Raw genomic sequence first — 26,531 nt, forward strand, 5'->3', positions numbered from 1 at the left:
CGCGGCATTGTGCCCCGTATTCTCTTGGTATGACCTGGTCGCGCGCGCTGAAGAAGACCGCCCGCTCCGGGCTGACCATCGAGCGGGCCGAGCTCACCCCCCTCATCGCGGTGCGCGGCACCGTCGGCGTCGCCCTCGTCATCGGACTCTGCCTGTGGCGCGGCAATCCGACGCTCGCCGTCTCCTCCGCCTTCGGCGCCTTCGCCGCGGGCACCGTCACCTTCCAACGGAGCTGGCGCCCGCGCCCCGTCCTCGCGCTCGCCGTCGCCGGGGGCCTCGCCCTCTCCACCTTCCTCGGCTACCTCGCCGCCTCCCACCTCCTCGCCTTCCTCCTCCTGCTCGCCGGATGGACCTTCCTCGCCGGGCTGGCCTGGGCGATCGGGCCGATCTCCGGCGTCGTCGGCACCCAGACCGTCTCGATCATGCTGGTCACCGTCACCCTGCCGACCTCCGTGCTCGGCGCCCTCGAACACGCCGCGCTGATCGCCTTCGGCGGCCTCATCCAGGCCACGCTGATCGTCGTCTTCCCGGTGCGCCCCTGGGGCGTCCAGCGCGACGCTCTCGCGGACGCCCTCGCCGCCGAGGCCGACTACGCCCGGCGGCTGCGCCATGACCCCGTCGCCCCGTTCGACCCGCAGCCCCTGATGGACGCCCGGCTCGCCTCCGCGGTGACGCCACGTCAGGCCAAGCGGCGCCCCGTCCAGCTCCACGGCCCCCGCGGCATCGCCGAACAGATCCGGCCGGTCCTCGCCTCCCTCGCCGACCCCGTGGTCGGCGCGCCCCTGGAAGGGCCCGAACGCGACCGCACCCGCGATCTGCTGGGCGCCGCCGCCACCGTCCTGGACGCCGTCGCCCACGCCATCCGCCACGACCGCCCCGTACGGCTGCCCCCGGAGGCGATGGCCACCCTGGAGGTCCCGCCGTCCGGACCGGTGCTCAAGGGCGCCGCCCGCCGCTCCGCGTACCGTCTGATCGCCCTCCTCGCCGACGCCGTCGAGAGCACCGACGAGCCCGTGGAGTCCACCCGCCCCGCCACCGAGGGGGAACGCGGCCATCTGTTGCGCCCCAGCGTGCCCCGGCTGATCCCGGGCGCGCTGCGCTCCCTCCACCGCGAACTGCGCTGGTCCTCCCGCATCCTGCGGCACGCCGTACGGATCAGCGTGGTCGCCGCGGTCGGCTACCTCCTGGGCACCGCGCTGCCGTTCGGCCACGGCTACTGGGTGCCGCTCGCCTCCGTCATGGTGATGCGCCCCGACTTCGGCCAGACCTACGCCCGGGGCGTCGCCCGGTTCTGCGGCACCCTCGTGGGCGTCACCGTCGGCGGCGCCCTGATGGCGCTCTTCCACCCCGGAGCCCATGTCGCCGCGGCGCTCGCCCTCTGCTGCGTCCTGTTGATGTACCTGCTCATGCACACCGGCGTCTCGGTCACCTCCGCCTGCGTCGCCGCGTACGTCGTCTTCCTCCTCGGCATCGCGGGCGCCGGCTGGGAGCAGACCGTCCTGGAGCGCCTCGTCCTCACCCTCATCGGCGGCCTCCTCGCCATGGCCGCCTACGCCCTCTTCCCGACCTGGGAGACGCCCCGGCTCCGCCGCCGCCTCGCCGAATGGCTGGAGGCCAACGGCCGTTACGCGCTCGCCGTCTTCGAACTGCACGCCCGCCCCGCCGAACGCCGCCCCCGCCAGGTCCGCGACGCCCTGCTGGACTCCCGCGCCGCCCGCGTCGCCTGGGAGGAGAGCGAGGAGCGCGCCGAGAAGGAGCCGGTACGCCACCGGGGGCTGTCGCGGTCCTCGGCCGCGGCGGCGACCACCGCGCTCGCCACCATGGGCCGGGTCGCGATGATCCTGGAGGCCCACCTCCCCAAGAAGGACGCCGAACCGTCGGTCGGCGCCACCGCGTTCGCCTACGAGCTGCGCGAATCTTTGGAGCGCACCACCCAGGCCGTGGTGGACCGCGAGGAGCTGGACTGGAGCGAACTGCATGCCGTGTGGGAGCGGTGGGACGCGGAGGACGAGAGCCAGGGCGTCGCCCTGCGCGGCGCCGACCTCCTCCTCGACGCCCTCGACGACCTCGCCCACGCCCTCTCCCGCGGCCCCGGCGGCCGCAATCGCGCCGCCCGGGGCAGGCTGGGCAGCAGCAGCCGGTGACCGGCGGGCCCGGGGCGGCTCCCCCGGTGCGCACCCGGAACCGGCCCGCCCCCGGGAGCGGTACGGAAACCGGCCCTCCTCGGGTGCGGACCCATCCGGAACCCCTTCGGCGGTCCGCCCGTTTCCCCACCGCAGGAACCAATCCGCGACCCCAGTACTCTTGATAAATGCCCGTAATTGACGCCATTGGTACTCCCTTGGTGCCGCCTGGGCCGCGATGTCCGAGGACCCCGCTCAGCCGGGGCCTGTCATCCAGTTGAGAAAGAGCGAACGAACTCCCCATGGCGCCCAGCACCTCGTCCGGTACGTACGACATAGGCATCGACCTCGGCACCGCCAACACCCTGGTCCACGCGCGCGGCAAGGGGGTGGTGCTCAACGAACCGTCCGTCGTCGCCGTCAACGCCGCGGGTGACGTCATCGCCGTCGGCACCGAGGCCAAGCGCACCATCGGCCGCACCCCGTCCGGCATCACCGCCCTGCGGCCCCTCCGCGAGGGCGTCATCGCCGACTTCCACGCCGCCGAACAGATGCTGCGCGCCCTGATGAAGAAGGCGCTGCCCACCCGCCGCTTCTCCAAGCCGCGTGTGGTCATCTGCGTCCCGTCCGGGATCACCGGGGTCGAGCGGCGCGCCGTCATCGACTCCGCGCGCGGCGCGGGCGCCCGCGAGGTGCACCTCATCGAGGAGCCCATGGCCGCCGCGATCGGCGCCGGACTACCGGTCGCCGAGCCGGTCGGCTGCATGGTCGTCGACATCGGCGGCGGCACCACCGAGGTCGCGGTCCTCTCCCTGGGCGGCCTTGTCACCGCCCAGTCCGTACGCGTCGCCGGGGATGCCCTGGATGCCGCGATCATCGCCTACGTCAAGAAGAAGCACGCGCTGGCCATCGGGGAGCGCACCGCCGAGGACATCAAGATCGCGATCGGTTCGGCGGCCTGGAGCCCGGTCGCCGAGGACGAGGACGGCACCCCGGAGCGCCCCACCACGTACACCGTCCGCGGCCGCGACCACGTCGGCGGACTGCCGCGCGTCCAGGAGGTCACCGAGGAGGAGATCCGCCAGGCGCTCGCCGAGCCGGTCGACGCGATCGTCCGCGCGGTCCACCGCACCCTGGACGAGTGCCCGCCGGAGCTGTCCGGGGACATCGTCGAACGCGGCATCGCTCTGACCGGCGGCGGCGCCCTGCTGCGCGGCCTCGACCAGCGGCTGTGCCAGGAGCTGGGGGTGCCGGTGACCGTCGCCGACCAGCCACTGGACTGCGTCGTCAACGGCACCGCGAAGTGCGTCGACGAATTCGCCACGCTGAAGGGCCTGCTGTCCGACGCCAAGGAGCCGCCCCGGCGAGCGGTGCGCCGCCTGTAGCGCGTCGCGGTGCGGACGGCCCCGGGTGTCAGGCGGAGGCGCCCGGGGCGCTCAGCGGGCCGCCCGCCGGCCGATCAGCGCTTCGAGGCCGTCGAGGATCCGCTCCAGCCCGAATTCCAGTGCCTGGTTCGCGCGGCCGGTGGCGCCGGACGCGAGGGCCGAGGTCAGCGCCGGGAAGCGGTCCGAGCGGCCGACGAGCAGTTCGTTCAGCGCGGCGCTCAGGACCTCTTCCGGCGCCGACGCCCGCTCGGAGCCGGCGCCCATGGCGGCCGCGACCTGGGCGATGCCCCGCACATGACCGGTCAGCAACACCACCGCGTCGAGCTGTTCGCCTCCGGTCAGGCCGGTGTCCGTCAGCGCGGAGACGGCGCGCTCCGCCCAGCTCAGCTCGTGCGGCCCCATGACCCGCGCGCCGACGGCCGCCTCCAGCAGCCAGGGGTGACGGTGGAAGACGGCGGACAGCGCGGCGGCCCAGGCGCGGAGCGCGGGCCGCCAGGCCCCGTCTGCTCCCTCGGGTGCGTCGGGCGGGGCACCCATGGCGGTGTCGATCATCAACGCCACCAGTTCGGTCTTGCCCGGGACATACCGGTACAGCGACATCTTGGTGAAGTTCAGCTCGCCCGCGATCCGCTGCATGGAGACGGCCGTCAGCCCTCCGGCGTCGGCGAGACCGATCGCCGTACGCGCGATCCGTTCCGGGCTCAGCGCCGGTTTGGGCCCCCGGCTGGGCCGCTCCCGCTCACCCCACAGCAGCGCCACACTCCCCGTCCGCCCCTCGAACACACCGTGCTTCCCGTCTCCAGTCACCTCCGCATCCTAAAACTGTGTATCAGGTATACAGATCTGTGTCCGACGGATACAGTTTTCTGTGATGACGCCTCCGGCCGTGCGGGCCGGCGGCCGCCACCGCGCGCGGCCATGACGGCGTACGGGGTGACACGGAATCAAAGGGGGAGAAGGTCATGACGGTGGTACGGAACGAAGGGGCGGCGGGGCGCGGAGGTCCCGGCCCGGCCGTGCTGATCTCGGGCGCGAGCGTGGCGGGTCCCGCGCTGGCCTACTGGCTGGCGCACCACGGCTTCCGCCCGACGGTGGTGGAGGTGGCACCCGCCCTGCGCGACGGCGGCTTCGCCGTGGACTTCCGCGGTGAGGTCCATCGGGCGGTCCTGGAGCGCATGGGCCTGCTCGACGAGGTCCGCGCCCACGCCACCGGCGGCCACCCCCTCGCCTTCACCGACCCCCAGGGCGCCCCGCTCGCCACCGTGCCCGCCGCCTTCGCCGGCGGCGGCCTGGAAATCCTCCGCTCCCGCCTCTCCCGACTCCTCCACGACCGCAGCCTGCACGCGGACGCGCCACCGGTACGCCCGGTATGCCCACCCGGGGGCGGAGCGGATGCGACGGCCCCCGGATCGTGTCGCCCCGCCGCCACCGAATACCTCTTCGGCGACTCCCTCACCTCTCTCACGGAAACCCCGGACGGCGTGCGCGTCACCTTCGAACGCGCCGCGCCCCGCCACGTCGATCTCGTCGTCGGCGCAGATGGCGTGCACTCCACGGTCCGCCGCCTCGCTTTCGGCCCCGAGGAGCGGTTCGTCCGCCACCTCGGTCACCACATCGCGGCCTGGGACCTGCCACCCGGCACCCCGCCCGGCCTCACCGCACACCCCGGCGCCTACTCCGAGCCCGGCCGGACCGTCAGCGTGGGCCGTCTGCCGCACCGCGCGGCCGAAACCGCGTACGCGGGCGAGGCGTTCTGTGTCTTCGCCGGGCCCCGTCTGCCTCATGACCGGCGGGACCCCCGGGCGCAGATACGGCTTATCGCCGCGGCGTACGAAGGGTGTAAAGGGCGCGCCGTCGATGTGCTGGCCACCCTGCCGTACGCCACCGGGATCTACTTCGACGCCATCAGCCGTGTGGACGTGCCCACTTGGTCCACCGGCCGCACCGTCCTGCTCGGCGACGCCGCCCACGGCGCCACCCTCGGTGGCATGGGGACCGGCGCCGCTCTCGTGGGGGCCTACGTCCTCGCGGGTGAACTCTCCGCCGCCCGAGGTGACCACCGTCTCGCCTTCGCCCGCTACGAACAGCGGATGCGGCCCTACGCCACCCGGTGTCAGGAGGGCGGACGTCAGGTCGGAGAGTTCCTGGCACCCCGCACCCAGCAGGCGATCGACGCCCGCCACGCTCTGTTGAACACGCCAGAGGCATGTGCCGCGATGCTCGATGAGGGGTGGGAGGTTTCCGAGGGGATTGCACTGCCGGACTACTCCGCCGGACTGCCGGAAGCCTGTCCGATGACACGACTCGCCCGTATTCGGAAGTGAACTGACGGAGTGTCGAATATGAAGGGGAAGTTCGGTTTCCGCTTGTTCGGGGCGTAGTGACCTGGCGTCAGCCTGCGATCAAACCCGGTTATGCTACTTCCGGTCCGCCGCCCCCTTGGAAGTGTTGCACGGTAACCACCGTGACGGCACTGTCCGTTGTGTCGCGGATTCGGCAAGTCGTCCCGATCTTTCAATGTTTGAGGGTTTTGAGGGTGCAGATGGTTCGAGAAGGATCGTCGCCCGGGGGGTCACGTCCCGTCTCGGTTCTCGCATGGGCCGTGCCAGCCGCGGTGACGGCCGTGGCCGGAGTCGTCGCCGCGGTGACGGTCCCCTCCCAGGCGAGTACACCGGTCGCCTGGGTCGGGGTGATCGCCACTGTGGCGGTCGCACTGGTCACGGCTGAGCTGGCTCGACGGGCCAAGGTGATCGCCGGGCTGCGGCAGCGCGACCGTGAGTACCGCACAGCCATGTCCCGCCAGGAGTCGGAGACCATCCGCCTGGCCAAGGACCTGCTGCCCGAGATGGTCAACCGGCTCAGCCGTGGTGAATTCCCCGAAGACGTCTTCAACGCCATGGGGGGGCGGCTCGCCAAGCACGCCAAGGAGGCGGAGCTCACCCCCGAGTTCCATGGCGCCCACCAGGCCGTTCTGCGGTCCGTCATGGAAGCCGTCGTCGCGGAGGAAGACCTCCGTGACGCCGCCCAGCGCGCGTTCGTGAACATCGCCCGGCGCGTCCAGGCGATCGTCCACCAGCAGGCCCAGGAACTCCGCGAGATGGAGGACCGCCACGGCCATGTCCCCGAGGTCTTCGGCGACCTGCTCCAGCTGGACCACGGCACCGCCCTGATCGGACGCCTCGCCGACTCCATCGCCGTGCTCGGTGGCGCCCGCCCCGGCCGCCAGTGGAGCCGCGCGGTTCCGCTCTACAGCGTGCTCCGTGGCGCCATGTCCCGGATCCTCGACTACCAGCGCGTCGAACTGCACTCGGTCTCCGAGGTCGCCGTCGTCGGCCCGGCCGTCGAACCGCTCATCCACGCCCTCGCCGAGCTGCTGGACAACGCCACCCGCTACTCCCCGCCCCAGACCCGGGTGCACCTGACCGCCGTCGAGGTGCAGTCCGGCATCGCCGTGGAGATCGAGGACGGCGGCGTCAGCATGAGCGAGGAGGCGCGAATGCGCGCCGAGCGGATGCTGGAGCAGGCCCAGAAGGGCATCGACGTCAACGACCTCGGCGAGACCCCGCGCCTCGGCCTCGCCGTCGTCGGCCGCCTCGCGCAGGTCTACAACTTCCAGGTATCGCTGCGTACCTCCGCCTACGGCGGTGTCCGCGCCGTGCTGATCGTCCCGCAGGACCTGATCACCACCGCCCCCGCCACCGGCCGGGCCCACGGCATCGGCGCGTCCTCGGGCCCGCTGGCCGCCCGCACGGAGCGTCCCGCCGGGATCTCCCGTCCCGCTCCCGCTGCCGCGGCCGCCCCCGCGGCGATGGCGCCTGCCGCCCCCGCGCCGGTCAACGGCGGATATCCGGGCGACACCATGGACGACATCCCCGTGGTGACGGAGCGGACCGTCACCGGACTTCCGCAGCGACGGCGCAAGGCCCGGCCGACCGCCCCCATGGCTCCGCCGGCCGCCCCAGCCCCTACCCCGGCGCCGGCCCCCGCTGTTCCCGCCCCCGCCCCCGCCCCCGCCCCCGCCCCCGCCCCGGCCAAAGCGCCACCGGTGCAGCCCGGTATGTGGCTGGCGGCGTTCCAGAGCGGCCTGTCCGGCGAGAGCCAGACACCCGCGCCCACCGGTGCCTCCGGTGAGGCCGGTGCAGCCCGTGAGAGTGACGAGTCGTCGGAAAAGAGTGAGTAGCCATGATTCAGCACCGGCCCAACATGGACTGGATGCTCAAGGACCTCGCGGAGAGCGTGCCGCAGACCCGTCACGTCATCGTGCTGTCGTCGGACGGCCTGCGGATGGCCCAGCACGGCACCGACACCGACACCGCGGACCGGCTGGCGGCCGCCTGCGCGGGGCTGCAGAGCCTGGCCGGTGCGGTTTCCTCGGAGTTCCCCCGCAGCGACGGCCGGATGCGTATGGTCGTGATCGAACTGGACGGTGGGTTCTTCTACCTGATGGCAGCAGGCGCCGGGGCCTACCTCGCGGTGCTGGCCGATGAAGACGTGGACGCCGGCTTGATCGGTGCGCGGATGCGGGACCTCGTGGCCCGCATCGGCGAGCACCTGAGCAGCCCACCGCGCCACAACGGACAGGTCGTATGAGCGAGGTCGTCGAACGTGTTGAGGACATGCGGCGTCCCCGCCGAGGGGGAAGAGGGTCTCCGGAGTGAGCGATGCGGACGAGGGCTGGGAGGACGAGAACCCGGAGAGGCTTTATGTGATCACCGGGGGGCGCAGCGGATCCTCCGGAAAGTCGGCCTCCCTCGACCTGGTCACGCTGATCGTGTCCAAGAACGCCCCCAAACCGGGCATGCAGCCCGAGCACGCCACGATCATGCGGCTGTGCCACTCCCCGCTGTCCGTGGCGGAGCTCTCCGCCTACATGCGCCTGCCAGTCAGCGTGCTCACCGTCCTGCTCGGTGACCTGCTGACAGACAGCCGCGTCGTCGCACGGGCACCCGTACCCCCCGCTCAACTTCCCGACCGTGCCCTTATTGAGGCGGTGATCCATGGACTTCAAAAGCTCTGAGACGCTTGTCGAGCACCCTGCCGAGGGCCCACGGACCGAGGACGAACTGCCGGATACCGCGGCGGCAGCGGTCAAGGTCGTGATCGTCGGTGGGTTCGGCGTCGGCAAGACCACGCTCGTCGGTTCCGTCAGCGAGATCCGTCCGCTGACGACCGAGGAGACGATGACCCAGGCCGGTGTCGGCGTCGACGACACCATCGGTGTGGAACGCAAGACCTCCACCACCGTGGCCATGGACTTCGGCCGGATCAGTCTCAACGACGAACTCGTCCTCTATCTCTTCGGAACCCCCGGACAGCAGCGCTTCTGGTTCCTGTGGAACGGCCTGTTCGACGGTGCCCTCGGCGCCGTCGTGCTGATCGACACCCGTCGGCTGGAGGTCAGCTTCGACGTCATCGGGCGGCTGGAGGAGCGCGGCGTCCCCTTCGTCGTCGCCATCAACTCCTTCCCGGACGCACCGCCACACCCGGTCGAGGAGGTCCGCGCCGCCCTCGACCTGCCGGCCAATGTGCCGATAGTCGATTGCGACGCCCGGCTGCGCCCGTCAAGCCGCGACGTACTGATGACGTTGATGCGGTATCTGCATTCCCTCGCCGTGGCGTGAGCCGACGAGGAGCCAAGGAGCCACTGTGAGCACTTCCCCCACTCCGCCCCCGGGCTGCCCGGCCCACGGCGTCGGCCCGGAGGGTCTGCGTCGGCTGTACGGTCCGGAGGCCGAGGCCGACCCGATGGGGCTGTACGAGAAGCTGCGTGCCGAACACGGCCAGGTCGCGCCGGTGCTGGTGCAGGGCGACCTCCCCGCCTGGCTGGTGCTGGGGCACCGCGAGAACCTGGACGTGGCGCGCACCCCGTCCCGCTTCTCGCGTGACTCGCGCCGCTGGCGCGACATGCGGGAGGGCCGCGTCGGCCTGGAACACCCGCTCGCCCCTCTCACCGCCTGGCAGCCGGTGTGCAACTTCGCTGACGGTGCCGACCACGAGCGGCTGCGGGCCGCGGTTACCGACTCCATCGGCCGCTTCGACCGGCGGGGCATCCGCCGGTACGTGACCCGCTTCGCCAACCAGCTGATCGACGAGTTTGCCGGCGCCGGCCAGGCCGACCTGGTCAGCCGGTTCGCCGAGCATCTGCCGATGCTGGTGATGACGCAGCTGCTGGGTATGCCCGAGTCGTACGGCCCCCGGCTGGTCGAGGCCGCCCGCGACATGCTCAAGGGTACCGAAACCGCTGTCGCCAGCAACGAGTTCGTCATGCAGGCGCTGCAGCAGCTCGTGGGGCGCAAACGTGCCACCCCCGGCCACGACTTCACCACCTGGCTGCTGGAGCACCGCTCCGCGCTCACCGACGACGAAGCTGCAGAGCATCTTCGCGTCGTGCTGATCGCCGCGTTCGAGACGACCGCCAACCTCATCGCCAACACGGTGCGGATGGTCCTCACCGACCGCCGTTTCCGCGCCAGCCTCTCGGGCGGTCACATGACCCTGCCGGACGCGCTGGAGCAGGTGCTGTGGGATGAGCCGCCGTTCACCACCATCCTCGGACGGTGGGCCACCGGCGACACGGAGTTGGGCGGTCAGCGCGTCAAGGAGGGCGACATGCTGATCCTGGGCCTGGCGGCGGGCAACGTCGATCCGGAGATCCGCCCCGACCTCACGGAGCCGGTGCACGGCAACCGCTCGCACCTCGCGTTCAGCGGCGGCCCGCATGAATGCCCCGGTCAGGATGTGGGCCGGGCCATCGCCGACACCGGTATCGACACCCTGCTCGCCCGGCTGCCCGATCTGCAGCTGGCGGTGGCGGATCACGACCTGCCGTACCGCTCGTCGCTGATGTCACGTCATCTGGTCGAGCTTCCGGTGAGGTTCACGCCAAAGCCGAGCATGCCGGAGCAGACCAGCTCCGAGCTGCCGGCGCCGCGTCGTTCGGAGCCGCTGCCCGAGGCGACCGGTCCGCGGCCGCGGGTCGCGGTGCCCATGTCGGCGGCGGAGCGCCGCTCCCACACCTGGTGGCGTCGCTGGTTCAGCGGTCACTGAGCTGCACGGTCCCGGGCCCGCAGGCGTACGGAATGCGTCGCGGGCAGGGAAGCTGAAAGGGAACGGCGGTGCGTGCGTGCCGCCGTTCCGCGGTTGTGGTGGGGGCGTCCCGGTGGGGGCGGGACACCACGCTCAGGGAGCGTCGGGGGACGTCAGCTGGTCCCACCACCAGGCGATCGCCGGGAGTGCCGGTGCGTCCGTCGAGGGGTCGCTGGGCGTGTCCCGGTAGGTGATGCCGAACGACGAGCCCGGCACCGGCAACGGGTTGCGGTTGCGGGGACTGGCGAAGCGCGGGGCGCTGTTCTGCCAGGCGATGCAGCCGGCGATGTAGTGGCCGAGCGCCACCAGATAGCGTCGCAGTTCCGGGTCGCCCTGGGCGGCGAGCTGTTCGCTGAGCCGGATGAACAGCGTCATCGTCCGGTCGCGCAGACCGACGGCCTCGGCCAGTGCCTCCTTCGGGGTGCAGCCCCGTTCATGGGCGATGACATTGATGAGGTTCTGTTCGGGCAGCTCCAGGTGGTCTTCCTTGGCGTAGGAGAACAGGTCGTTGTCCGTGGAGACGATGAAGCCCGCGGCGTCGGTGACGGCCTGCACCGCCGGTGAGCAGAGAACGTCGGGCGGCAGGTCGATGCCGTTCGCGACCTCGCACCAGGTGAGCGAGAAGCGGGTGCCGTTGATCGAAACGGTCATGCCGGCAAAGTCGTTGAGGGTCGGCATGATGCGGCGTTCGACGTTGGTCATCTGCCAGGCAGAGGCGAACAGCCAGTCCCGCATGGCGTCGATGAACCGTCGCAACTGCCAGGGACTGAGCATGTCCCGGGTCCGGGCCACCAGATCGTGCAGGGCATCGGCCACCGGACCGGGCCTCGCCATCGACGATCCCGGGTACTCCAGGGCGCGGATCAGCCGGACACTGGTGTCGACGATCTTGGCGGTGGCGGTGGCGTCGCTGCCGGAGTCGAGCCAGTCGTCGATCGTGTAGGCCCAGTAGTTCCACAGCACGAACATGAGCAGGGGTTCCGGCTGGCCGCACGGAATGATCCGGCAGCTGAACTTCGCACTGTGGGTGGCCAGTCCCCACGCGCGTTCGGTGGCATCGGGGTAGAGGCCGTAGTCGTCGAGCCAGTCCAGGGCGCGCTGTTCCAGTTCCGCGTGGCGCGGGTGGATGCCACCGGTGAGCGTGATCGGGCAGTAGAACGGCGGGAGTTGCCAGCCGATGGGGGACGGGCGGGACCGGTCGCCGCCCGGGGTGGTGCGGGTGTCGGAGGTGACGCTCATGTCAGTTGCCTCCCAGGCGGAAGAGCAGCAGCCGGGTCTCGACCGCGTGGTCGCGCCAGATGCGGAACAGCTTGCCGTGGGTACGCTCCGAATCCAGCAGCCGGTCGCGGGCGATGGGCGAGGGCACGCCCGTACGGTCCATCGTCTCCACCTCCGCGGTGCTCCAGGCCATCGACTGCATCCAGAACTCCGCGACGCGGTCGGTGATGTCCTCGTCCTGCTCCAGCTCCAGACCGGCCGCGCGGGCGGCGTTGATGTACTCGGTGAGGGTGCCCAGGCGGGTCTTGTAATAGGCGTCGATGAAATCGGTCCACTCCGGGCGGCACAGGAAGTGTTCCTGGATGCCGAACCAGCCGCCGGGCTTGAGGGCCTTGGCCACGACGGAGAACAGTCGCTCGCGGTCCATGTAGCCGGAGCTCTCGATGGCCACGGCGCCGTCGTAGCGGTTCTCGTCGGTCAGGTCGTGGATGTCGCCGAGGACCGGCGTGATCCGGTCGCCGACGTCGGCCTGACGGGCGAGGTCGGCGATGACCGGTATGTGTTCCCCGGTGACGGTGATGCCGGTGACCTGCGCGCCGTACTTCTGCGCCCAGTAGATCGAACCGCCGCCGACGCCGCAGCCGATGTCGAGGAGATGGCCGGGCGGGTTGCGCGGTACGTCCCAGAGTTCGGCGGCGTGGTCGAGTACGGCCTCCTGCGATTCGACGATGCGGCGCCGGAGGACGCGCTGCGCGACCGTGGTGTTGGGCCGCGCTCCCTCGTCAAATATCCCCATATGGAAGTGGACGCGCGGTCCGGGGCCGTATTTGTGCAGGATGTCGGTGGTCTTGCGGGTGTAGTAGAGGGGGACTTGCTTCTCGTCGAACCCGGACTGGCCGGGGACCGCCGCGTCAATGACGAGGTTGTTGTCCATATTTCAACTCCGATGGGCAGACAGTCCGGTGCGCCGGTAACATCCGGCGCCCCGGTTGGGGGTGGGCCGGAACCAGACAGTCCGGGCCTTCACGGGTCTGCCCGAGAGTGATCGTTCGCAATCCGGATACGGACTCTACGTGATCAGAGTCATATGCAAACAGGCCAAAAATAAACACTTCTGGGCATGGGGAATGCCGTCAACGCGCCGTTCGTCTATTCGATACAGCGTCAGGATGCCTGCATGGAGGGAGAGTGGACGAGGGGTCAGCCGCGAGAGGTGTGAGCGGCGCACGCCTGGGATGAGGTCTCGGCCGGAGGGAGTTCCCGGCCCACGCCCCTCCCGGCAGGATGTGCGGGAGGAGCACGGCGTCCGGCGATTCCACCACTACGGTTGACCACGGGCGGAGAACGGATCGGCACGGCCACCCGGCAGCGGTACGGGGCGGCCTACAGGGGGAGTGACGGCATGCTGGATCCCACGTCGATGGGGGCGGTTTCGTCCCTGCTGTCCACCAAGGCGATGTCCATGGCGACAGAAGCGGGCAAACGTGGCTGGGAATCGCTCGGTGCGCTCGCCCGCCGGATGGCGGGACGCGAGGTGCCCGCGCCGGTCGGCGCCGACGAGCGCGGCGAGTTGGCCGCGGCGCTGGCCGACGGCGCCGCGCGCGACCCCGAGTACGCCCGCGCCCTCGGCGTCCTCTTCCGCACCGCCCCCGCCCGCGCGAGCGCGACGGCCGTTCCGCGCCAGCTCCCCACCACCGCACGCTTCTTCACCGACCGCCGCCAGCCCCTCAGACAGCTCGACAAGGAAGCCGGACGCAAGGCCGACGGCCTGCCTCGCGTCGCCGTCGTGTACGGGCCCGGCGGCATCGGCACCAGCGCCGTGCCCGTCCACTGGGGAAGCCGCAACGCGCACCGCTTCCCGGACGGCCAGCTCTACCTCGACCTGCGCGGCGGCGCCGCCGGAGGTCTCGACGCCCCCGCGGCGCTCCGCCACTTCCTGCGCAAACTGGGCGTCGCCGACGCGGACGTACCGCCCGCGGCCGAGGACCGCATCGACCTCTACCGCACCCTCGTCGCGGATCGCAGGCTGCTCGTCGTCCTCGACCACGCCCGGTCCGCCGCGCAGGTCGGCCCCCTGTTGACCAGCGCTCCCGGCGTCTTCACCATCGTCGTCGCGCGCCGCCCGCTGGCCGGACTCGACGCCGTGCCCGTCCCGGTCGGGCCGCTCTCCGCCAAGGACGCGCGGACCCTCCTCGGCAACCTCACCGGACTGCGGTGGCGCGGCGACGACGAGGCCGTGCTCCAGGGCGTCCTCGACCGGTGCGGCGGCTCCCCGTACGCCCTGCGGACCGCCGCCACCTCCCTGGCTCTGCCGCAGGACCCCGCGCCGGACGGTGCGGACGGGGCCACTCCGCCGGTCCGGGAGCCCGCCGCGGCCGACCCTGATCCGGTGCGCGCCGCCGCCGACGACGCCTACCGCGCGCTCCCCGCGGACGCCGCCCGGCTCCACCGCCTGCTGGCGCTGCGCCCCTGGCCCGCCATCGGCCCCGCACAGGCGGCGGCCACCGCGGAGATCACCGAGACCGAAGCCGAACGCCTCCTGGACGAGCTGGTCGCGCGCGGGCTCCTGGAGACGCGGGACGGCGTGCGCCACCACCAGCGCCCTCTCGTCAGGCAGCACGCGGAAGCGCTCGCCGCGCAGGAGGACCGGCCCGCGGGCTGTTCCGCCGCCGTCGCCCGCGTGGTGACGTGGGCGCTGCGCCTGGCGGTGCCCGCCGACCGCGCCGCCCTGCCGCAACGCTGGCATCTCGGCCCCCTCTACGACCTGCTGCCGCAGGGCCCGTACGCCGACGACCGGGCGGCGCTGGCGACCCTGGACGGCGAACTCCCGACGCTGGTGGCGGCCGTGCTGGCGGCGGAGGAGTACGGCGATCACCACAGCGTCTGGCAGCTGTGCGAGGCCCTGTGGGCGGTGCAGCTCAAGGCCGGGCGCCACGAGGAGGTCCTGTCGGCGCTACGGGCGGGCGTCCGTGCCGCCCGCGCCCTGGCCCCGGAGGGCGACCCGTCCCCGGCGGCCGAGGTGCCCGGTGCGCAGGTTCGGGTGCGGGCCCGGATGCACACCCAACTCGCGCTGGCCCTGACGGAGCTGGGCGCCGAGCATTTCGCCGAGGCCGAGGAGGAGCTGCGGCACGCGGCCCGGGCGTCGCGGCTGGCCGGTCACCGTCTCGGGCAGGCCACCGCGGCGGAGACCCTGGGCCTGTTGCGGCTGCGGCAGTGGCGGTACGCCGAGGCGCTGGACCTCTTCGAGGAGGCCGACGCCGTCCTCGTCACCCTCCCGGAGGGCGGCGAGGGCAGCGGCAGCGTCCCCCGCGCCCGCGCTCTTCTGCGCCGCCACCGGGGCCGGGCCCTGCGTGGCCTGGGCCGTTGCGACGAGGCCACGCGATGGCTGGAGCAGGCCCTGGAGTTCTTCCGCGTCGAGGACGCGTACAACACCGCCCGCACCCTCACCGACCTCGCGGAGACACGCAACGAGGCCGGGCATCCGCGGGAGGCGCTGGCCCACTTCGAGGAGGCCGCCGGGCTGCTGGAAGAGGGCGGCGCGGGGTTCCACCTGATACGCCTGCGGGAGCTGCGTGAGGCCGTCGAGCGGGACGCGGAGTAGGGACGGCGGTACGGTCGGGCGGCCGCTCCACCGCGGTCACCCGGCGGTCCCGGTGCCGTCCTCCGCAGGGTTGGCCGGGGCGACCGTCACCCGGTGGCGGGCCCGGGCGGTCCGCACCGTCAGCCCGTTCGCGATCAGGCTCCGCGGCGCCGTGCCCGCGGACAGGCAGGCGAACAGCGCCGAGGCGTGCGCGGCGGGGTCGGCCGCCGAGGCGTCGACGGTGAGGGTGAGCGTGACACCGGTACGGGTGTGGATGGTGCAGGTGCCGGGAGCGCTGACGTAGACGGCGAGAGCGCACTGCGGGCGGCGGGCCAGCACCTCGGCGCACCACGCCGCGGGCGGGCCCAGTCGCGGATCGTCGGCCGGGCCGTGGCGGAAGATCACGTCCGCCGCAGCCACCGCCTCCCTGTCCGCGGTGTCCTCGTGCGCAGCCGTGTGCGCCCGGACGGGTTCTCCGTCTCCCGGACGGCCACCTCGGGCGGTACGCGCCGGGCCCTCTGGCAGGTCCTCGGGCTCCTCCGGTTCGTACGACGGCTCCGCGTAGCGGCGTAGCTCCACTTCGTGCGGGCCGAGGAGGCGGGTCAGGACGCGCAGTGAGGTGGTGTGCCGCGGGGGTGTGTGGTCGGGCAGCGGCAGCGGGTCGAGGAGAGCGGGGGTACCGGGCTCGGGGATGCCGATGAGGTCGTAGAAGAGGGTGCGCAGGAGGGCGGCGGATTTTCCGGGGACGGAGGTGGTGAGTTCGGCCGGTCCGGGGTGCGGGCGATGGTCGCTGATTGCGGATTCCAGCTGCGGTCGCAGGGGTCGGAGCGGGTCGAGTCGGGGCGCGGTGCGGACGAAGTCCGCGACGGGCGAGGCGGGGTCGAGGCCGTCGAGCGGCGCGGCTCCGAGGAGGACGGGGGTGCCGAGCGCGGCGGCGTAGTAGGTGACCGAGCCGTGGTCGCCGATGACGAGGTCGGCGGCGAGGAGGGCCTGACGCCAGTCGGTCAGCGGATCGAGGAGCGCCAGGCCACCGCGGCGCGCCCGCTCCAGCCAGGCCCGTACCTGGCCCGGGCCGTGGCCGTGCCAGATGTTGGGGTGGAGGACGGCGGCGAGGCGGTAGTCGTCGGCGGGGAGCTCGCCGGTCAGCCGCGGGAGGAGGGAGGGCAGCAGGTCGTCGCCGCCGTCACCGAAGAGCGAGGCGGGGTTCCAGGTCGAGTTGAGGACGACGAGCCGTTGCCCGTCCCGGAGTCCGAGGGCCCGGCGGAAGCGGTCGCGGTAGGGACGGGCGTCCAGCATCCGGTCGAAGCAAGGGTCTCCGGCGAGGACGGCGGTGTGCGCGGCGGGCGGGCACGCGGTCCGCAGCCGCGCGAGCTGTTCGGGATGGGAGAGCACCATGGCGTCCGCGATCGGCTCCCCGTCGACGAGCAGCCACGCATCCGACATCCCGAATACCGGGTCCGGCGTCCGGCGTCCGGCGTCCGGCGTCCGGCGTCCGGCGTCCGGCGTCCGGCGTCCGGCGTCCGGCGTCCGGCGTCCGGCGTCCGGCGTCCGGCGTCGCCAGCGTTTTATTGTACCCAACACCGTGCGACAAAACGGCCAACTTGCCGCAAATTGCCTGGAGTTGACCGCCGAAGCTGGCGGAGACGGCGAGGTCCACCCGCGTCCGCAGTGCCTGCGCCCATGGGAGTACGGGCACCCCGACCTCGGCCAGCAGCTCCGGCACCCCGGCCTGGAAGGGGGACGAACCGGTGCAGGTGGCCAGCAGCTGGACGCGCCAGTCGCGGAGTAGCGGCAGGACATCGAGCAGCCGGGTCGCGGAGGTCACGTTGTGCACCACGAGCAACACCCGCTGCGCCGACCCCCGGGTGTCCCACCGGCCCGCCTCGGCGCCCATGGGCACCCGTATCCATGCCCCGGCCCCTTCGCCCACGGGGTCCCCCTCCGTTGCTTCGACTGCCACTGACGCCCGCCCGCAGGGGGCACCGGCTCGCGCCGCCGGCCGGACCCGCCTGCCGTGATCGACAGCTGGCGGCCGGGGCGGCGCACGTGGTCATGATCTCATCGCCCGTCACCTTGTGGGGTGTGGCGGAGTGATGGCTGCGGACGCGTGTGTTCCGGGGGCCGGCAGCCGGAGAGGCAGGGGTGCTGCGGCCTCCTCTAGAGGGAGTTGCTCTAGAGGGAGTTGGCGTCGACCTCCACCCGCAGGCGTCCGCCCGGCCGCCGCCTGGGCGGCAGGGGCCCGTCCCGTGCGGGCGGCGGCTGAACTCCGGGCGCCGGCGCCCCCGGTTGTCGGACGATGTACCTGCCGCCCGGTCGCTGATCGCCCTATGATCGCCAGTCCGCGTAGGAGGAGGCTGGGTATGGGGGCAGGCGGGTCGGCGTCGAGGCGGGCGCAGGAGGCGCGGCGGCAGGAGCGGCTGTTACGTGAGCAGTGGCAGGCGGCCCGTCGGCAGGCGCGTCAGTGGGAAGCGGCAAGTGAGGGCGAACGTCTCGTTGCCGCTCAGCTGTTGGTGCTCACGGAGCGCGGGTGGCGGCTGCTCGTGGACCGGCGGTGGCCGGGGACGCGTACCGCCAACGTGGACATGCTGCTGGTGGGGCCCGGCGGTGTCTTCGTGCTCGACGTCAAGAACTGGCGGTCCGCTCCGGAGGTCTCGGGAGGCAGGCTCCACGCCGGTGGCGAGCCACGCGATGAGCACGCGGCCAAGCTCCTGGCGGTGACGAAGGCCGCCGAGGGTGCGGTCGCGTCGCTCGGGCTGTCTCCGGTGGCGGTCCAGCCGCTCATGGTCTTCGCGGGCCGGCGGGTCGACGCCACGCTCGGCAGGATCCGGCTTCTGGGCGAGCATGAGGTCGGCCCGGCGCTCCTGTCCGAGCGCTGCAGGCTGCGGAGGGAATCCGTCCGCGCGATCGCCGACCATCTGGAGCGCGTCTTCCCCGATTACGAGGGGTCGGCGGTCGGACAGACGGCGTTACCTCCCACCGCGCTCCCTCAACAGCCCGAAGCCGACGGACTGTTCGACCTCAACGGTCTGCGGGACGCGGTGCTGGAGGAGGCGTTGCAGGCTCCGATCGAGCAGTGGATGACATTCCTCCACCCCGACCAGGTCGCTCTGGTGCGCCGCAACTGGTCGGGCCCGGCACGTATCAGCGGTCCCGCGGGCACGGGCAAGACGGTCGTCGGCCTCCATCGCGCGGCCCACCTCGCCAGGCGCACCAGCGGCCGCATCCTCTACGTCACGTTCGCCAACAACCTGCCCCGGGTGCAGAGCACCTTCTTCCGGACCATGTCCCCGGCCGTCGCGGACCGGGTGGATTTCCGCAGCCTGCACTCGTGGGCGCAGGAGTTCCTGCAGCAGCGCGGGGTGCAGGTCCGGCTGCACGGGGACAAGGCCGAGACCGCCTTCAGCCTCGCCTGGAAGCACGTCGGTCGTGACAGCAGGCTGGCGGAGATCGATCCGGCGCCGCGCTACTGGCGCGAGGAGATCGACCACGTCATCAAGGGCCGGGGCATCACCGACTTCGAGGAGTACGCGACCGTGCCCCGGCGCCGCCGCAGGACGATCCTGCGACAACCGCACCGCCAGGCGGTATGGGCGCTGTACGAGGCGTACGAATCCCTGCGCGCCGAGCGTGGCGTGCACGACTTCAACGATGTCCTCTCCCTCGCCCTGGCGGAGGCGACACGGTGCACGGACGGGTTGCGCTACGCGGCCGTGATCGTCGATGAGGTCCAGGACCTCACCCTCGTCGGGGTGCGCCTGCTGCATGCCCTGGTCGGCGATTCCCCCAACGGGCTGCTCCTGGTCGGCGACGGCCAGCAGTCCGTCTACCCGGGCGGGTTCCGGCTCTCCGACGCCGGTATCGACATCCGTGGCGACCGCGGGCAGGTGCTGCGTACCAACTACCGCAACAGCAAACAGATCCTCGACGCGGCCCTCGCGGTCGTCGCCGACGATGCCTTCGACGACATCGACGGCCTGCGCACACCCGGCATCCGGGACGTGGACCTCACCTACCACGACGGCCAGGTGGTCCGTGTCGTGAAGCCGACCGTGACCGAACACGACCAGGCGTTCCTGGACGCCCTGCGCGCACTGCCCGACGGCGCGCGTGCCGACGCCGCCGTACTGTGCCCCTCCACGCGGGCCGTCGGCCACTACCAGCGGCTTCTCACCCGTGCGGAGGTCCCGGTTTGCCCGCTGGAGCACTACGACGGCCATCCCGTTGACGCGGTCAAACTGGGCACCTATCTCAGGGCCAAAGGGCTGGAGTTCAAACGGGTGTATCTGCCGCAGCACGATGCGGCCCTGCCGAACGGGTCACCGAGCGCCGACCCCGGAGTGACAGAGGCGACCGAATCGGCACGCGAACGGGAGGAGCTGCTGCGCAGCCAGCTGTTCGTGGCGATGACCCGGGCCCGTGACGTGCTGTGGCTAGGCGGCACGGCCCCGTAGAGGCAGCGATCTGCTCGCCGTGTGACCTCGGCATACCTGCCTGACCGGCTGGCTCCACGTCGGCGTTCCGGCAGGACGTGAACCTGCGGCCGAGTGCTGAGAAGGCGCCTGATGGGGGCGCGGCGATGAGGCGCTGACCTCCGTGCCCCGGCCCCGGCCTCACTGCACGCTCGGGCGCGTCACCGCTGAAGGAGCGGTGCCGGCCCGGCGAGGTGTTTCCTGGCAGTGGACCAGATCAGCACCGCGCACAGGAACGCCGCCGCAGCGAACACCAACGGGCGCGCGAGGGCGTCTTCCCGGGAGCCGCCCAGCAGCGCGCCGGCCGCGGCGAGGACCAGGGCCGACGCCGGAAGCGCGCCGGGGTGCGGGGTGGCCCTCGGCGCGGTGGGCGGGAGCAGGCGGGTCGCGAGGATCGGGGCGGCCAGCCCGTAAGAGCCCGTGCCGTCCAGCCACCACGGCAGAGCCGTGTCGTCAACGACGGCCCGGGCATGCGCCTGTACCCCGCCGCGCAGCAGCGCGACGACCAGGTAGGCGGCGATCAAGCAGCGCAATGTGCTGTGGCTCGTGTTCCGCGGCCGCCGGTCCGTGCGCTGCTGGCCCGTTGGGAGCCGGAGGCGCGGAGTCTGCTCGGCCAGTTCCGGGCGAAGGCGGCCCTGCATCCGGAGGACGGCAGGTACGGGGAGATCACGGAGGAGCTGCTGACCGACCCGGACGCGGCCCGCTGGTGCGGCCGCCGGGAGACCTCGGCGTTCCATCCCGCCGTACGCCATTTCCGGCACCCGGTGGCCGGGGATCTGCGGCTGCGGTACGTCAAGCTCGCTGCCGTGGACCACCGGGCCACCACCTGCTGGCCTGTCTTCCCGACGATCGGGCGACGGAGGAGGCGTTGGCGGCGCTCGTCGGGTGAGCCGGCGCCTCTCGGAGCGGGGAGCGGGGAGCGGGGAGCGGTGACGGCCCGACCGCGCCGGAGGGCTGCTGTCGGGCCGTCCGTCCCTGAAACGGCAACCAGGGGAAACCGGGTCGCTGGTGACCGTGCCAGTGGGGCGAGAGCCGGGAAAGGGGGCCGGCGTAGCTGGAACCGGTCTCGAACTTGGCGATGTTCATTCGGAAAGATTCGGGAAGGACAGCCACCGGGAGCCGTCCACAACCGGCGTCAGCCGGACTCCCACGTTGTCCCGGCAGCCACTCCCACCCCGCCGAAGCCGCCGCACCGGCCCCGCTGAACAGCCCCGACCAGCAAAAAGCCCTCCACAAGGGAGGGCTGGACGCCGTACGGGCGGTGGCGCCCCCGGCAGGACTCGAACCTGCGGCCAAGTGCTTAGAAGGCACCTGCTCTATCCGCTGAGCTACGGGGGCCGGTGGTGGACGTGGATCACGGACCGCGGACAAGGATAGAGGTCCGGGTGCCTCGTCCCGGTTGCTTCACCTCCGTGGCACGTTGTGGAGATTCCGTGAAGTGGTCCCGATAATCGCAGGCGGGTACGAATCCTGCACCGGTTTTGGCCACTCCGGCAGCGGCTGTTGTGCAGTCGTTATGCCTGCGAGCCGCTCGCCTCGATCGTCTCACGCGCCGCTCATACCGTTCTGTGGCAGTTTTTATGGCACGCACACAGGTGTATACGCTTCAAAAACCAAATCAAATTGGGCATTCTGCACATGTGGCGACCTTGGACGTACAACCCCGACTCATCGACGCCCTGTCCGTACTGCGCGACCGCGTCGACGCCGCACGTTTCCCGCTGCCCCTGAGAGGCGCCGCCCGCGCCCGGCGCAGCAGGGACGAGCTGCTCGCCCAGCTCGACGACTACGTCATGCCGCGGCTGCGCGCACCCCACGCCCCGCTCCTCGCCGTCATCGGCGGCTCCACCGGCGCCGGAAAATCGACCCTCGTCAACTCCCTCGTGGGCCGACGCGTCTCCGAAGCCGGCGTCCTGCGCCCCACCACCCGCACCCCCGTCCTCGTCTGCCACCCCGACGACCTCCACTGGTTCGCCGGCCGCCGCGTCCTGCCCCACCTGGCCCGCCTCTGGGTCCCCGAACAGGACGGCCCCGGCCCCGCCACCCGCGAACCCCGCCGCAGCCCCACCCGCACCACACCCCCGTACCCCACCTACGGGACAAGCGGAACGTACGGCACCGGCGAGCGCCCCGAGAGCCACGCCGCCGCACACGACGCACCGCACCCCACCCGCGACGAACCGCCCGTCCCCACCCTCCGCATCGAAACCGACCCCGCCCTCCCCGCCGGACTCGCCCTCCTCGACGCCCCCGACATCGACTCCCTCGTCGCCCGCAACCGCGAACTCGCCGCCGAACTCATCTGCGCCGCCGACATCTGGGTCCTCGTCACCACCGCCGCCCGCTACGCGGACGCCGTGCCCTGGCACCTCCTCCGCACCGCCAAGGAGTACGACGTCACCCTCGTCACCGTCCTCGACCGGGTGCCCCACCAGATCGCCGCGGACATCTCCGCCCGCTACGCCGCTCTCCTCCAACGCGCCGGACTCGGCCACGTCCCCCGCTTCACCATCCCCGAACTCCCCGAATCCGCGGGTGGCGGCACCGGACTCCTGCCCGCCACCGCCGTCGCCGCCCTCCGCGACTGGCTCGCCCGCCACGCCCAGGACCCGCCCGCCCGCACCGCCGCCGCGGACCGCACCACCGCCGGGGTCATCGCCTCTCTCCGCAGCCGCCTCCCCGCGCTCGCCGGGGCCGCCGCCGCCCAGCACGCCGCCGCCCTCCGCCTCGCCGCCCGCGTCGAGGAGGCGTACGCGGAAGCCGCCACCCGCGTACGGCGCGAGATCACCGCAGGCGAAGTGCTGTCCGGTGACGCCCGCGCCCACTGGCGCGACCACGCCCTCGGTGGCCGCCCCGACGACCTCCTCGACGCCCTCACCCACGGCCTCACCGCCCTCCTCGCCTGCGCCGTCGAACGGGCCGGCGAACGCACCGCCGACGCCTGGCGCCGCGACCCGGCCGCCGCCGACATCGCACCGACCGCCGTCGCCGGTGCCACCGGCGCACCCGACCGCCTCGGCGTCGCAGTCCGCCGCTGGCGCCGCTGCCTGGAAGAACTCACCGAAGAGGAGATCCGCGAGGCCCGGGGCGGCCGGGCCGCCCGACGGCCCGGCTCCGTCACCCCCGACGAACCCACCGCCCTGCTGGCCACCGCGCTCCTCGGCGGCGACCGCGCCCGCGCCGCCGCCGAACGCCTCGCCACCCTCCTCGGCGCCCAGAGCACCCTCCGCCTCCACGACCGGGGCACCCGCCTCCTGACCACCTACCTGGACCGCGCCCTCACCGCCGAACGCCAACGCCGCCTCGCCCCCCTCGAACGGCTCACCGTCCCCCCCGACCAGCAGGCCGAACTCATCGCCGCACTGTCCGTACTGCAGAGGGAGAAGGTGACCGGATGAACGGGGCGAGCGGACCCGATGACACCCCCGACGGCACCGCCCCGGACCCGGCGCCCGCGCCGCCCGACCCGTGCGGGGCATGCGGCCGCACCCGCATGTGCCGCGCCTGCCGGACCTGCGGCGAACGCGTCGACGCCACCCCGCCCCGGGGACACGCGCACGACGAGCCGGAACCGGACGTGGCCCCGCCCCCGGGTGCGGACGCGGTGCCGCCCGCACCCGGCCCCGCCCCTTCCGAGCGCGACACCGACCGTCCGGGGGGCCACCGGGCATGGGCGGCGGGCACCGTGGTCTGCACCGGCGGCCGCCTCGTCACCCGCGCCGCCGTCTGGGACGACGGCCTCATCGCCCGCCGGGCCCCCGCCACACCACGTGACACCGCCCGTCGCCCCGACGGAACACCCCGCCGACGCCGACGGCTGCCCACCCTCTGGACCACCAGAAACGGCCCCCGCACCCCGGAGGGCGAAGGCCGCCGCACCGGCCCGCAAGGGGACGGGGAGAGCCCCGCCGACGCACCCGCCGCACGGGGAACGGACGCGGCGGTACCGGCCGGACCCGCACCCCGCAACATCCCCGCCCCCGGGCACGCCCCCCACAAAGACGCCCCCTACGGCTGGCCACTCCCCGACAGCGGTGGCTTCCCACGGATCCCCGACAGCGGTGGCTTCCCACGGATCCCCGACGCCGGACGCCACGATCTCGGCGACGCCCTACGGGCCCGCCTGGATGCCCTCCGCCAACTGATCGTCCTCTCCCGCACCCGCCTGGACGGCGCGACGCTCGACGATGCCGGGCAGGTCCTCGACGCCGCCGACGAACGCCACCGGCTCTCCGACCGGCACACCGTCGTCGCCATCGCCGGCGCCACCGGAAGCGGCAAATCCTCCCTCTTCAACGCCCTGGCCGGCGCACCCCGCTCCCGGGCCGGCGCCCAACGGCCCACCACCGGCGAACCCGTCGCCTGCGTCTGGACCGGCGGCAGCCCCGGCGCCGACGGTCTCCTCCACCGGCTCGGCGTCCCCCCGCACCGCCGCCACACCCCCGCCCGCGACGCCACCGGGCTCGACGGACTCGTCCTCCTCGACCTGCCCGACCACGACTCCGCACAGACCGGCCACCGCGAACAGGTCGACCGGCTCCTCGGCCTCGTCGACGCCGTCATCTGGGTCGTCGACCCCGAGAAATACGCCGACGCGGTCCTGCACGAGCGCTATCTCCGCCCCCTCGCCGGATACGCCGAGGTCACCTTCGTCGTCCTCAACCAGATCGACCGCCTGCCCGGCGACGCCGCCGACCAGGTCGTCGACGACCTGCGACGACTCCTCGACGACGACGGGATGGCGCTCGGCGAACACGGCGAACCGGGCGCCACCGTCCTCGCCCTCTCCGCCGCCACCGGCACCGGCGTCGGCGACCTCCGCGACGCCCTCGCCCGGTTCGTCGCCGATCACGACGCCGCCGACCGCCGCCTCGCCGCCGACGTCGACGCCGCCGCCGCCCGCCTCCGCCCCGTCTACACCGCGCAGGGCCGGGTGACGCTCACCGCACAGGCCCGCCGCACCTTCGATGAACGGCTCGCCGAATCCGTCGGCGCCGCGGCGACCGGCCGCACCGCCGAACACGACTGGCTTCGCCACGCCGAACGCGCCTGCGCCACCCCCTGGACCCGCCTCCACCACCGGCGCACCCGCCCCAGCGGCGACGTCCCCCGCATCACCGACGACCGCGCCGCGGCCCGCCCCGTCATCGAACAGGCGGTACGGAACCTGGTCGGCGAGGCGTCCCGCGGACTGCCCGCGCCGTGGGCCCACGCCGTACGCGACGCCGCCGGGCGGGGCGCCGAAGGGCTGCCCGCGGCGCTGGACACGGTCGCCGCCGAAGCCGAGGCGGCACTGCGGCCCGGCCCCGACCGGCCGAGGTGGTGGACGGTGACCGCCACGCTCCAGGGGCTGATGTGCGTCCTGCAGATCATCGGCACGGTGTGGCTGCTGGTGACGCTCACGGGGCCCGCGGACGTGACCGGGTGGCCGGCGGCGCTGGCCGTGACGGCCCTCGGCGTGCTGGGCGCACCCACGCTGACCTGGGCCTGCGCGGCCGCGGCCCGCGCCCCGGCACGCCGCCACGGCCAGGAGACGGAACGCCGCCTGCGTGACGCGGCGGCCCATTACGGCAGGTCCCACGTCCTTGAACCGGTCGCGGCGGAACTGCTGCGGTACCAGGAGGTTCGGGAGCAGTTCGCGGTGGCTTCGGGGGGCTGAGGCGGGGCCGGGGGCGTTTGCTCCGCCGGGGTGAGTGGGTGAATTCCCCCTTCGAGTGGCCGAGTTGTGCACAGGGCGATTCGTCGCCCACAGGCGCGAGCGGCGGTTGGCGGATGCGCGCAGCATGAGAACTGTCCACGGCGACAGCGCTGGTCCGCACGGAACGGACGTGGGCGAGGAGCGGAAGCAGAGGCGAGGGCGTCGGGTGACGGCGGCCTGATGAGGGGGAGCGATGAACGACACGATGGTCACGCTGGTGGGGAACGCGGCCACCGCGGTGGAGCACCGGCAGACGGCAACGGGCGTACCGGTGGCGAGATTCCGGCTGGCGGCCACGCCCCGGCGGTGGGACCGGGCACGCGAGCGGTGGACGGACGGGGACACCAGTTTCTTCACCGTCAAGGCGTGGCGCGCGCTCGCCGACCACGTCGCGGCGTCCGTGACGGTGGGCGAACCGCTGATGGTGCAGGGGCGGTTGCGTGTACGGGAGGGCGAGCAGTCCGCGGACCGCGGCGGGCAGCGGTGGCTCGCGGCGGAGGTCGAGGCCGTCGCGATCGGCCATGACCTCACCCGGGGGACCGCGGCGTTCCGCCGGGCGTCACCCCGGGCGCAGATCGAGCCGCAAGCGGGTGAAAGCGGTGGAAAGAGCGGGGAGTTGGGCCCGGATTGGTCGACAGGGGGAGGTGCAGGGGGGAAGGCGTCGTCGTCGCCGCCGTCGCCGTCGCTGTCGCCGTCACCGGTGCCGGGGGCGGGCGGAGGGGGGAGCGGTGGCGAGGCCGAAGCCGCTGCGGGGGGCGCGGATGAGGCTGCGGCGAGAGCGGCTGGAGCGGCGAGCGCGGCAGAGGGCGCCGGGGGGAGGGAGGCGACGGAGGGCGTTGCGGTGGGGGTGATGGCGTAGGCGGGGAGTGTCTCCGGGGGGGGGGCGGGCCCCCACCCCCCCCGGGGGGGGGGGGCGGGGTGGGGGGCGGGGGGCGGGTGCTGCCGCGATTGGGCGCGTGCGCCCCCGGTGGG

General features: G+C 72.9%; 19 protein-coding genes and 1 tRNA gene. 14 read left to right on the plus strand and 6 right to left on the minus strand.

Going from position 1 to position 26,531, the window contains the following annotated elements; genetic code table 11:
• Positions 1-29 precede the first annotated feature (29 nt).
• Both ACFWWQ_RS16280 and ACFWWQ_RS16285 read left to right on the plus strand, forming a co-directional pair.
• Positions 30-2,144, plus strand: a complete 2,115-nt coding sequence (locus ACFWWQ_RS16280; protein WP_384596493.1) for an FUSC family protein — start codon at positions 30-32, stop codon at positions 2,142-2,144.
• A gap of 281 nt (positions 2,145-2,425) precedes the next feature.
• Positions 2,426-3,508: a rod shape-determining protein gene (locus ACFWWQ_RS16285; protein ID WP_384596496.1), complete on the plus strand. Its 1,083-nt coding sequence runs from the start codon at positions 2,426-2,428 to the stop codon at positions 3,506-3,508.
• 51 nt (positions 3,509-3,559) lie between these two features.
• Here the strand turns inward: ACFWWQ_RS16285 and ACFWWQ_RS16290 are convergent, their stop codons facing one another.
• Positions 3,560-4,315, minus strand: coding sequence for a TetR/AcrR family transcriptional regulator (locus ACFWWQ_RS16290; protein WP_384596499.1), 756 nt, complete (start codon positions 4,313-4,315; stop codon positions 3,560-3,562).
• 155 nt (positions 4,316-4,470) lie between these two features.
• On the opposite strand from ACFWWQ_RS16290, the gene ACFWWQ_RS16295 reads away from it, so the two are divergent.
• The 6 genes from ACFWWQ_RS16295 (at position 4,471) to ACFWWQ_RS16320 (ending at position 10,555) form a co-directional block, all read left to right on the plus strand.
• Positions 4,471-5,832 (plus strand): FAD-dependent monooxygenase, encoded by a 1,362-nt coding sequence (locus tag ACFWWQ_RS16295; protein WP_384596502.1) that lies wholly within the window; start codon positions 4,471-4,473, stop codon positions 5,830-5,832.
• Positions 5,833-6,050: 218 nt separating this feature from the next.
• Positions 6,051-7,688: a sensor histidine kinase gene (locus tag ACFWWQ_RS16300; protein ID WP_384596552.1), complete on the plus strand. Its 1,638-nt coding sequence runs from the start codon at positions 6,051-6,053 to the stop codon at positions 7,686-7,688.
• Between the two features lie 2 nt (positions 7,689-7,690).
• A complete protein-coding gene (locus ACFWWQ_RS16305; RefSeq protein WP_030284070.1) occupies positions 7,691-8,098 on the plus strand; it encodes a roadblock/LC7 domain-containing protein in 408 nt (135 codons plus the stop codon).
• Positions 8,099-8,162: 64 nt separating this feature from the next.
• On the plus strand, positions 8,163-8,525 hold the full coding sequence (locus ACFWWQ_RS16310; RefSeq protein ID WP_384596505.1) for a DUF742 domain-containing protein: 363 nt from the start codon (positions 8,163-8,165) through the stop codon (positions 8,523-8,525).
• Positions 8,506-9,129, plus strand: a complete 624-nt coding sequence (locus ACFWWQ_RS16315; protein ID WP_384596508.1) for an ATP/GTP-binding protein — start codon at positions 8,506-8,508, stop codon at positions 9,127-9,129. The genes ACFWWQ_RS16310 and ACFWWQ_RS16315 overlap by 20 nt, the downstream gene beginning before the upstream one ends.
• A gap of 25 nt (positions 9,130-9,154) precedes the next feature.
• On the plus strand, positions 9,155-10,555 hold the full coding sequence (locus ACFWWQ_RS16320) for a cytochrome P450 (protein WP_384596512.1): 1,401 nt from the start codon (positions 9,155-9,157) through the stop codon (positions 10,553-10,555).
• Between the two features lie 132 nt (positions 10,556-10,687).
• Here ACFWWQ_RS16320 and ACFWWQ_RS16325 read toward each other — a convergent pair whose 3' ends face one another.
• Both ACFWWQ_RS16325 and ACFWWQ_RS16330 read right to left on the minus strand, forming a co-directional pair.
• On the minus strand, positions 10,688-11,833 hold the full coding sequence (locus tag ACFWWQ_RS16325; RefSeq protein ID WP_384596515.1) for a terpene synthase family protein: 1,146 nt from the start codon (positions 11,831-11,833) through the stop codon (positions 10,688-10,690).
• A 1-nt stretch (position 11,834) separates the two neighbouring features.
• Positions 11,835-12,746, minus strand: a complete 912-nt coding sequence (locus ACFWWQ_RS16330) for an SAM-dependent methyltransferase (protein WP_384596518.1) — start codon at positions 12,744-12,746, stop codon at positions 11,835-11,837.
• Between the two features lie 468 nt (positions 12,747-13,214).
• Between ACFWWQ_RS16330 and ACFWWQ_RS16335 the strand changes: the two genes are divergently transcribed.
• Positions 13,215-15,413, plus strand: coding sequence for a tetratricopeptide repeat protein (locus ACFWWQ_RS16335; protein WP_384596521.1), 2,199 nt, complete (start codon positions 13,215-13,217; stop codon positions 15,411-15,413).
• Positions 15,414-15,449: 36 nt separating this feature from the next.
• Here ACFWWQ_RS16335 and ACFWWQ_RS16340 read toward each other — a convergent pair whose 3' ends face one another.
• A complete protein-coding gene (locus ACFWWQ_RS16340; protein WP_384596524.1) occupies positions 15,450-16,835 on the minus strand; it encodes a hypothetical protein in 1,386 nt (461 codons plus the stop codon).
• Between the two features lie 917 nt (positions 16,836-17,752).
• On the opposite strand from ACFWWQ_RS16340, the gene ACFWWQ_RS16345 reads away from it, so the two are divergent.
• Positions 17,753-19,843: a UvrD-helicase domain-containing protein gene (locus ACFWWQ_RS16345; protein ID WP_384596527.1), complete on the plus strand. Its 2,091-nt coding sequence runs from the start codon at positions 17,753-17,755 to the stop codon at positions 19,841-19,843.
• A gap of 179 nt (positions 19,844-20,022) precedes the next feature.
• On the opposite strand, the gene ACFWWQ_RS16350 is transcribed toward ACFWWQ_RS16345, so the two are convergent.
• Positions 20,023-20,385 carry a hypothetical protein gene (locus ACFWWQ_RS16350; RefSeq protein ID WP_384596530.1) on the minus strand — a complete coding sequence of 121 codons (363 nt, stop codon included), beginning with the start codon at positions 20,383-20,385 and terminating at the stop codon, positions 20,023-20,025.
• Here ACFWWQ_RS16350 and ACFWWQ_RS16355 point away from each other — a divergent pair.
• Positions 20,332-21,066 (plus strand): hypothetical protein, encoded by a 735-nt coding sequence (locus tag ACFWWQ_RS16355; RefSeq protein WP_384596533.1) that lies wholly within the window; start codon positions 20,332-20,334, stop codon positions 21,064-21,066. The two genes, ACFWWQ_RS16350 and ACFWWQ_RS16355, sit on opposite strands and share 54 nt — an antisense overlap.
• A 57-nt stretch (positions 21,067-21,123) precedes the next feature.
• On the opposite strand, the gene ACFWWQ_RS16360 is transcribed toward ACFWWQ_RS16355, so the two are convergent.
• Positions 21,124-21,199, minus strand: a tRNA-Arg gene (locus ACFWWQ_RS16360).
• Positions 21,200-21,501: 302 nt separating this feature from the next.
• Here ACFWWQ_RS16360 and ACFWWQ_RS16365 point away from each other — a divergent pair.
• The 3 genes from ACFWWQ_RS16365 to ACFWWQ_RS16375 all read left to right on the plus strand — a co-directional run bounded on the left by ACFWWQ_RS16365 (position 21,502) and on the right by ACFWWQ_RS16375 (position 26,418).
• Positions 21,502-23,259 carry a dynamin family protein gene (locus ACFWWQ_RS16365; protein WP_384596536.1) on the plus strand — a complete coding sequence of 586 codons (1,758 nt, stop codon included), beginning with the start codon at positions 21,502-21,504 and terminating at the stop codon, positions 23,257-23,259.
• Positions 23,256-25,520 carry a GTPase gene (locus ACFWWQ_RS16370; protein WP_384596539.1) on the plus strand — a complete coding sequence of 755 codons (2,265 nt, stop codon included), beginning with the start codon at positions 23,256-23,258 and terminating at the stop codon, positions 25,518-25,520. The genes ACFWWQ_RS16365 and ACFWWQ_RS16370 overlap by 4 nt, the downstream gene beginning before the upstream one ends.
• Positions 25,521-25,752: 232 nt before the next feature.
• Positions 25,753-26,418, plus strand: coding sequence for a single-stranded DNA-binding protein (locus ACFWWQ_RS16375; protein WP_384596543.1), 666 nt, complete (start codon positions 25,753-25,755; stop codon positions 26,416-26,418).
• Positions 26,419-26,531: the final 113 nt, after the last annotated feature.

Source organism: Streptomyces sp. NPDC059080, assembly GCF_042739975.1.
Classification (GTDB): Bacteria; Actinomycetota; Actinomycetes; order Streptomycetales; family Streptomycetaceae; genus Streptomyces; species Streptomyces benahoarensis.

What these genes read in the sequence shown, in the direction of transcription:
- ACFWWQ_RS16280 (WP_384596493.1), top strand. Translation starts at nt 30, where the DNA reads ATGACCTGGTCGCGCGCGCTGAAGAAGACCGCCCGCTCCGGGCTGACC.
- ACFWWQ_RS16285 (WP_384596496.1), top strand. Translation starts at nt 2,426, where the DNA reads ATGGCGCCCAGCACCTCGTCCGGTACGTACGACATAGGCATCGACCTC.
- ACFWWQ_RS16295 (WP_384596502.1), top strand. Translation starts at nt 4,471, where the DNA reads ATGACGGTGGTACGGAACGAAGGGGCGGCGGGGCGCGGAGGTCCCGGC.
- ACFWWQ_RS16300 (WP_384596552.1), top strand. Translation starts at nt 6,051, where the DNA reads ATGGTTCGAGAAGGATCGTCGCCCGGGGGGTCACGTCCCGTCTCGGTT.
- ACFWWQ_RS16305 (WP_030284070.1), top strand. Translation starts at nt 7,691, where the DNA reads ATGATTCAGCACCGGCCCAACATGGACTGGATGCTCAAGGACCTCGCG.
- ACFWWQ_RS16315 (WP_384596508.1), top strand. Translation starts at nt 8,506, where the DNA reads ATGGACTTCAAAAGCTCTGAGACGCTTGTCGAGCACCCTGCCGAGGGC.
- ACFWWQ_RS16325 (WP_384596515.1), bottom strand. Translation starts at nt 11,833, where the DNA reads ATGAGCGTCACCTCCGACACCCGCACCACCCCGGGCGGCGACCGGTCC.
- ACFWWQ_RS16330 (WP_384596518.1), bottom strand. Translation starts at nt 12,746, where the DNA reads ATGGACAACAACCTCGTCATTGACGCGGCGGTCCCCGGCCAGTCCGGG.
- ACFWWQ_RS16335 (WP_384596521.1), top strand. Translation starts at nt 13,215, where the DNA reads ATGCTGGATCCCACGTCGATGGGGGCGGTTTCGTCCCTGCTGTCCACC.
- ACFWWQ_RS16340 (WP_384596524.1), bottom strand. Translation starts at nt 16,835, where the DNA reads ATGTCGGATGCGTGGCTGCTCGTCGACGGGGAGCCGATCGCGGACGCC.
- ACFWWQ_RS16345 (WP_384596527.1), top strand. Translation starts at nt 17,753, where the DNA reads ATGGGGGCAGGCGGGTCGGCGTCGAGGCGGGCGCAGGAGGCGCGGCGG.
- ACFWWQ_RS16355 (WP_384596533.1), top strand. Translation starts at nt 20,332, where the DNA reads ATGCGCCTGTACCCCGCCGCGCAGCAGCGCGACGACCAGGTAGGCGGC.
- ACFWWQ_RS16370 (WP_384596539.1), top strand. Translation starts at nt 23,256, where the DNA reads ATGAACGGGGCGAGCGGACCCGATGACACCCCCGACGGCACCGCCCCG.
- ACFWWQ_RS16375 (WP_384596543.1), top strand. Translation starts at nt 25,753, where the DNA reads ATGAACGACACGATGGTCACGCTGGTGGGGAACGCGGCCACCGCGGTG.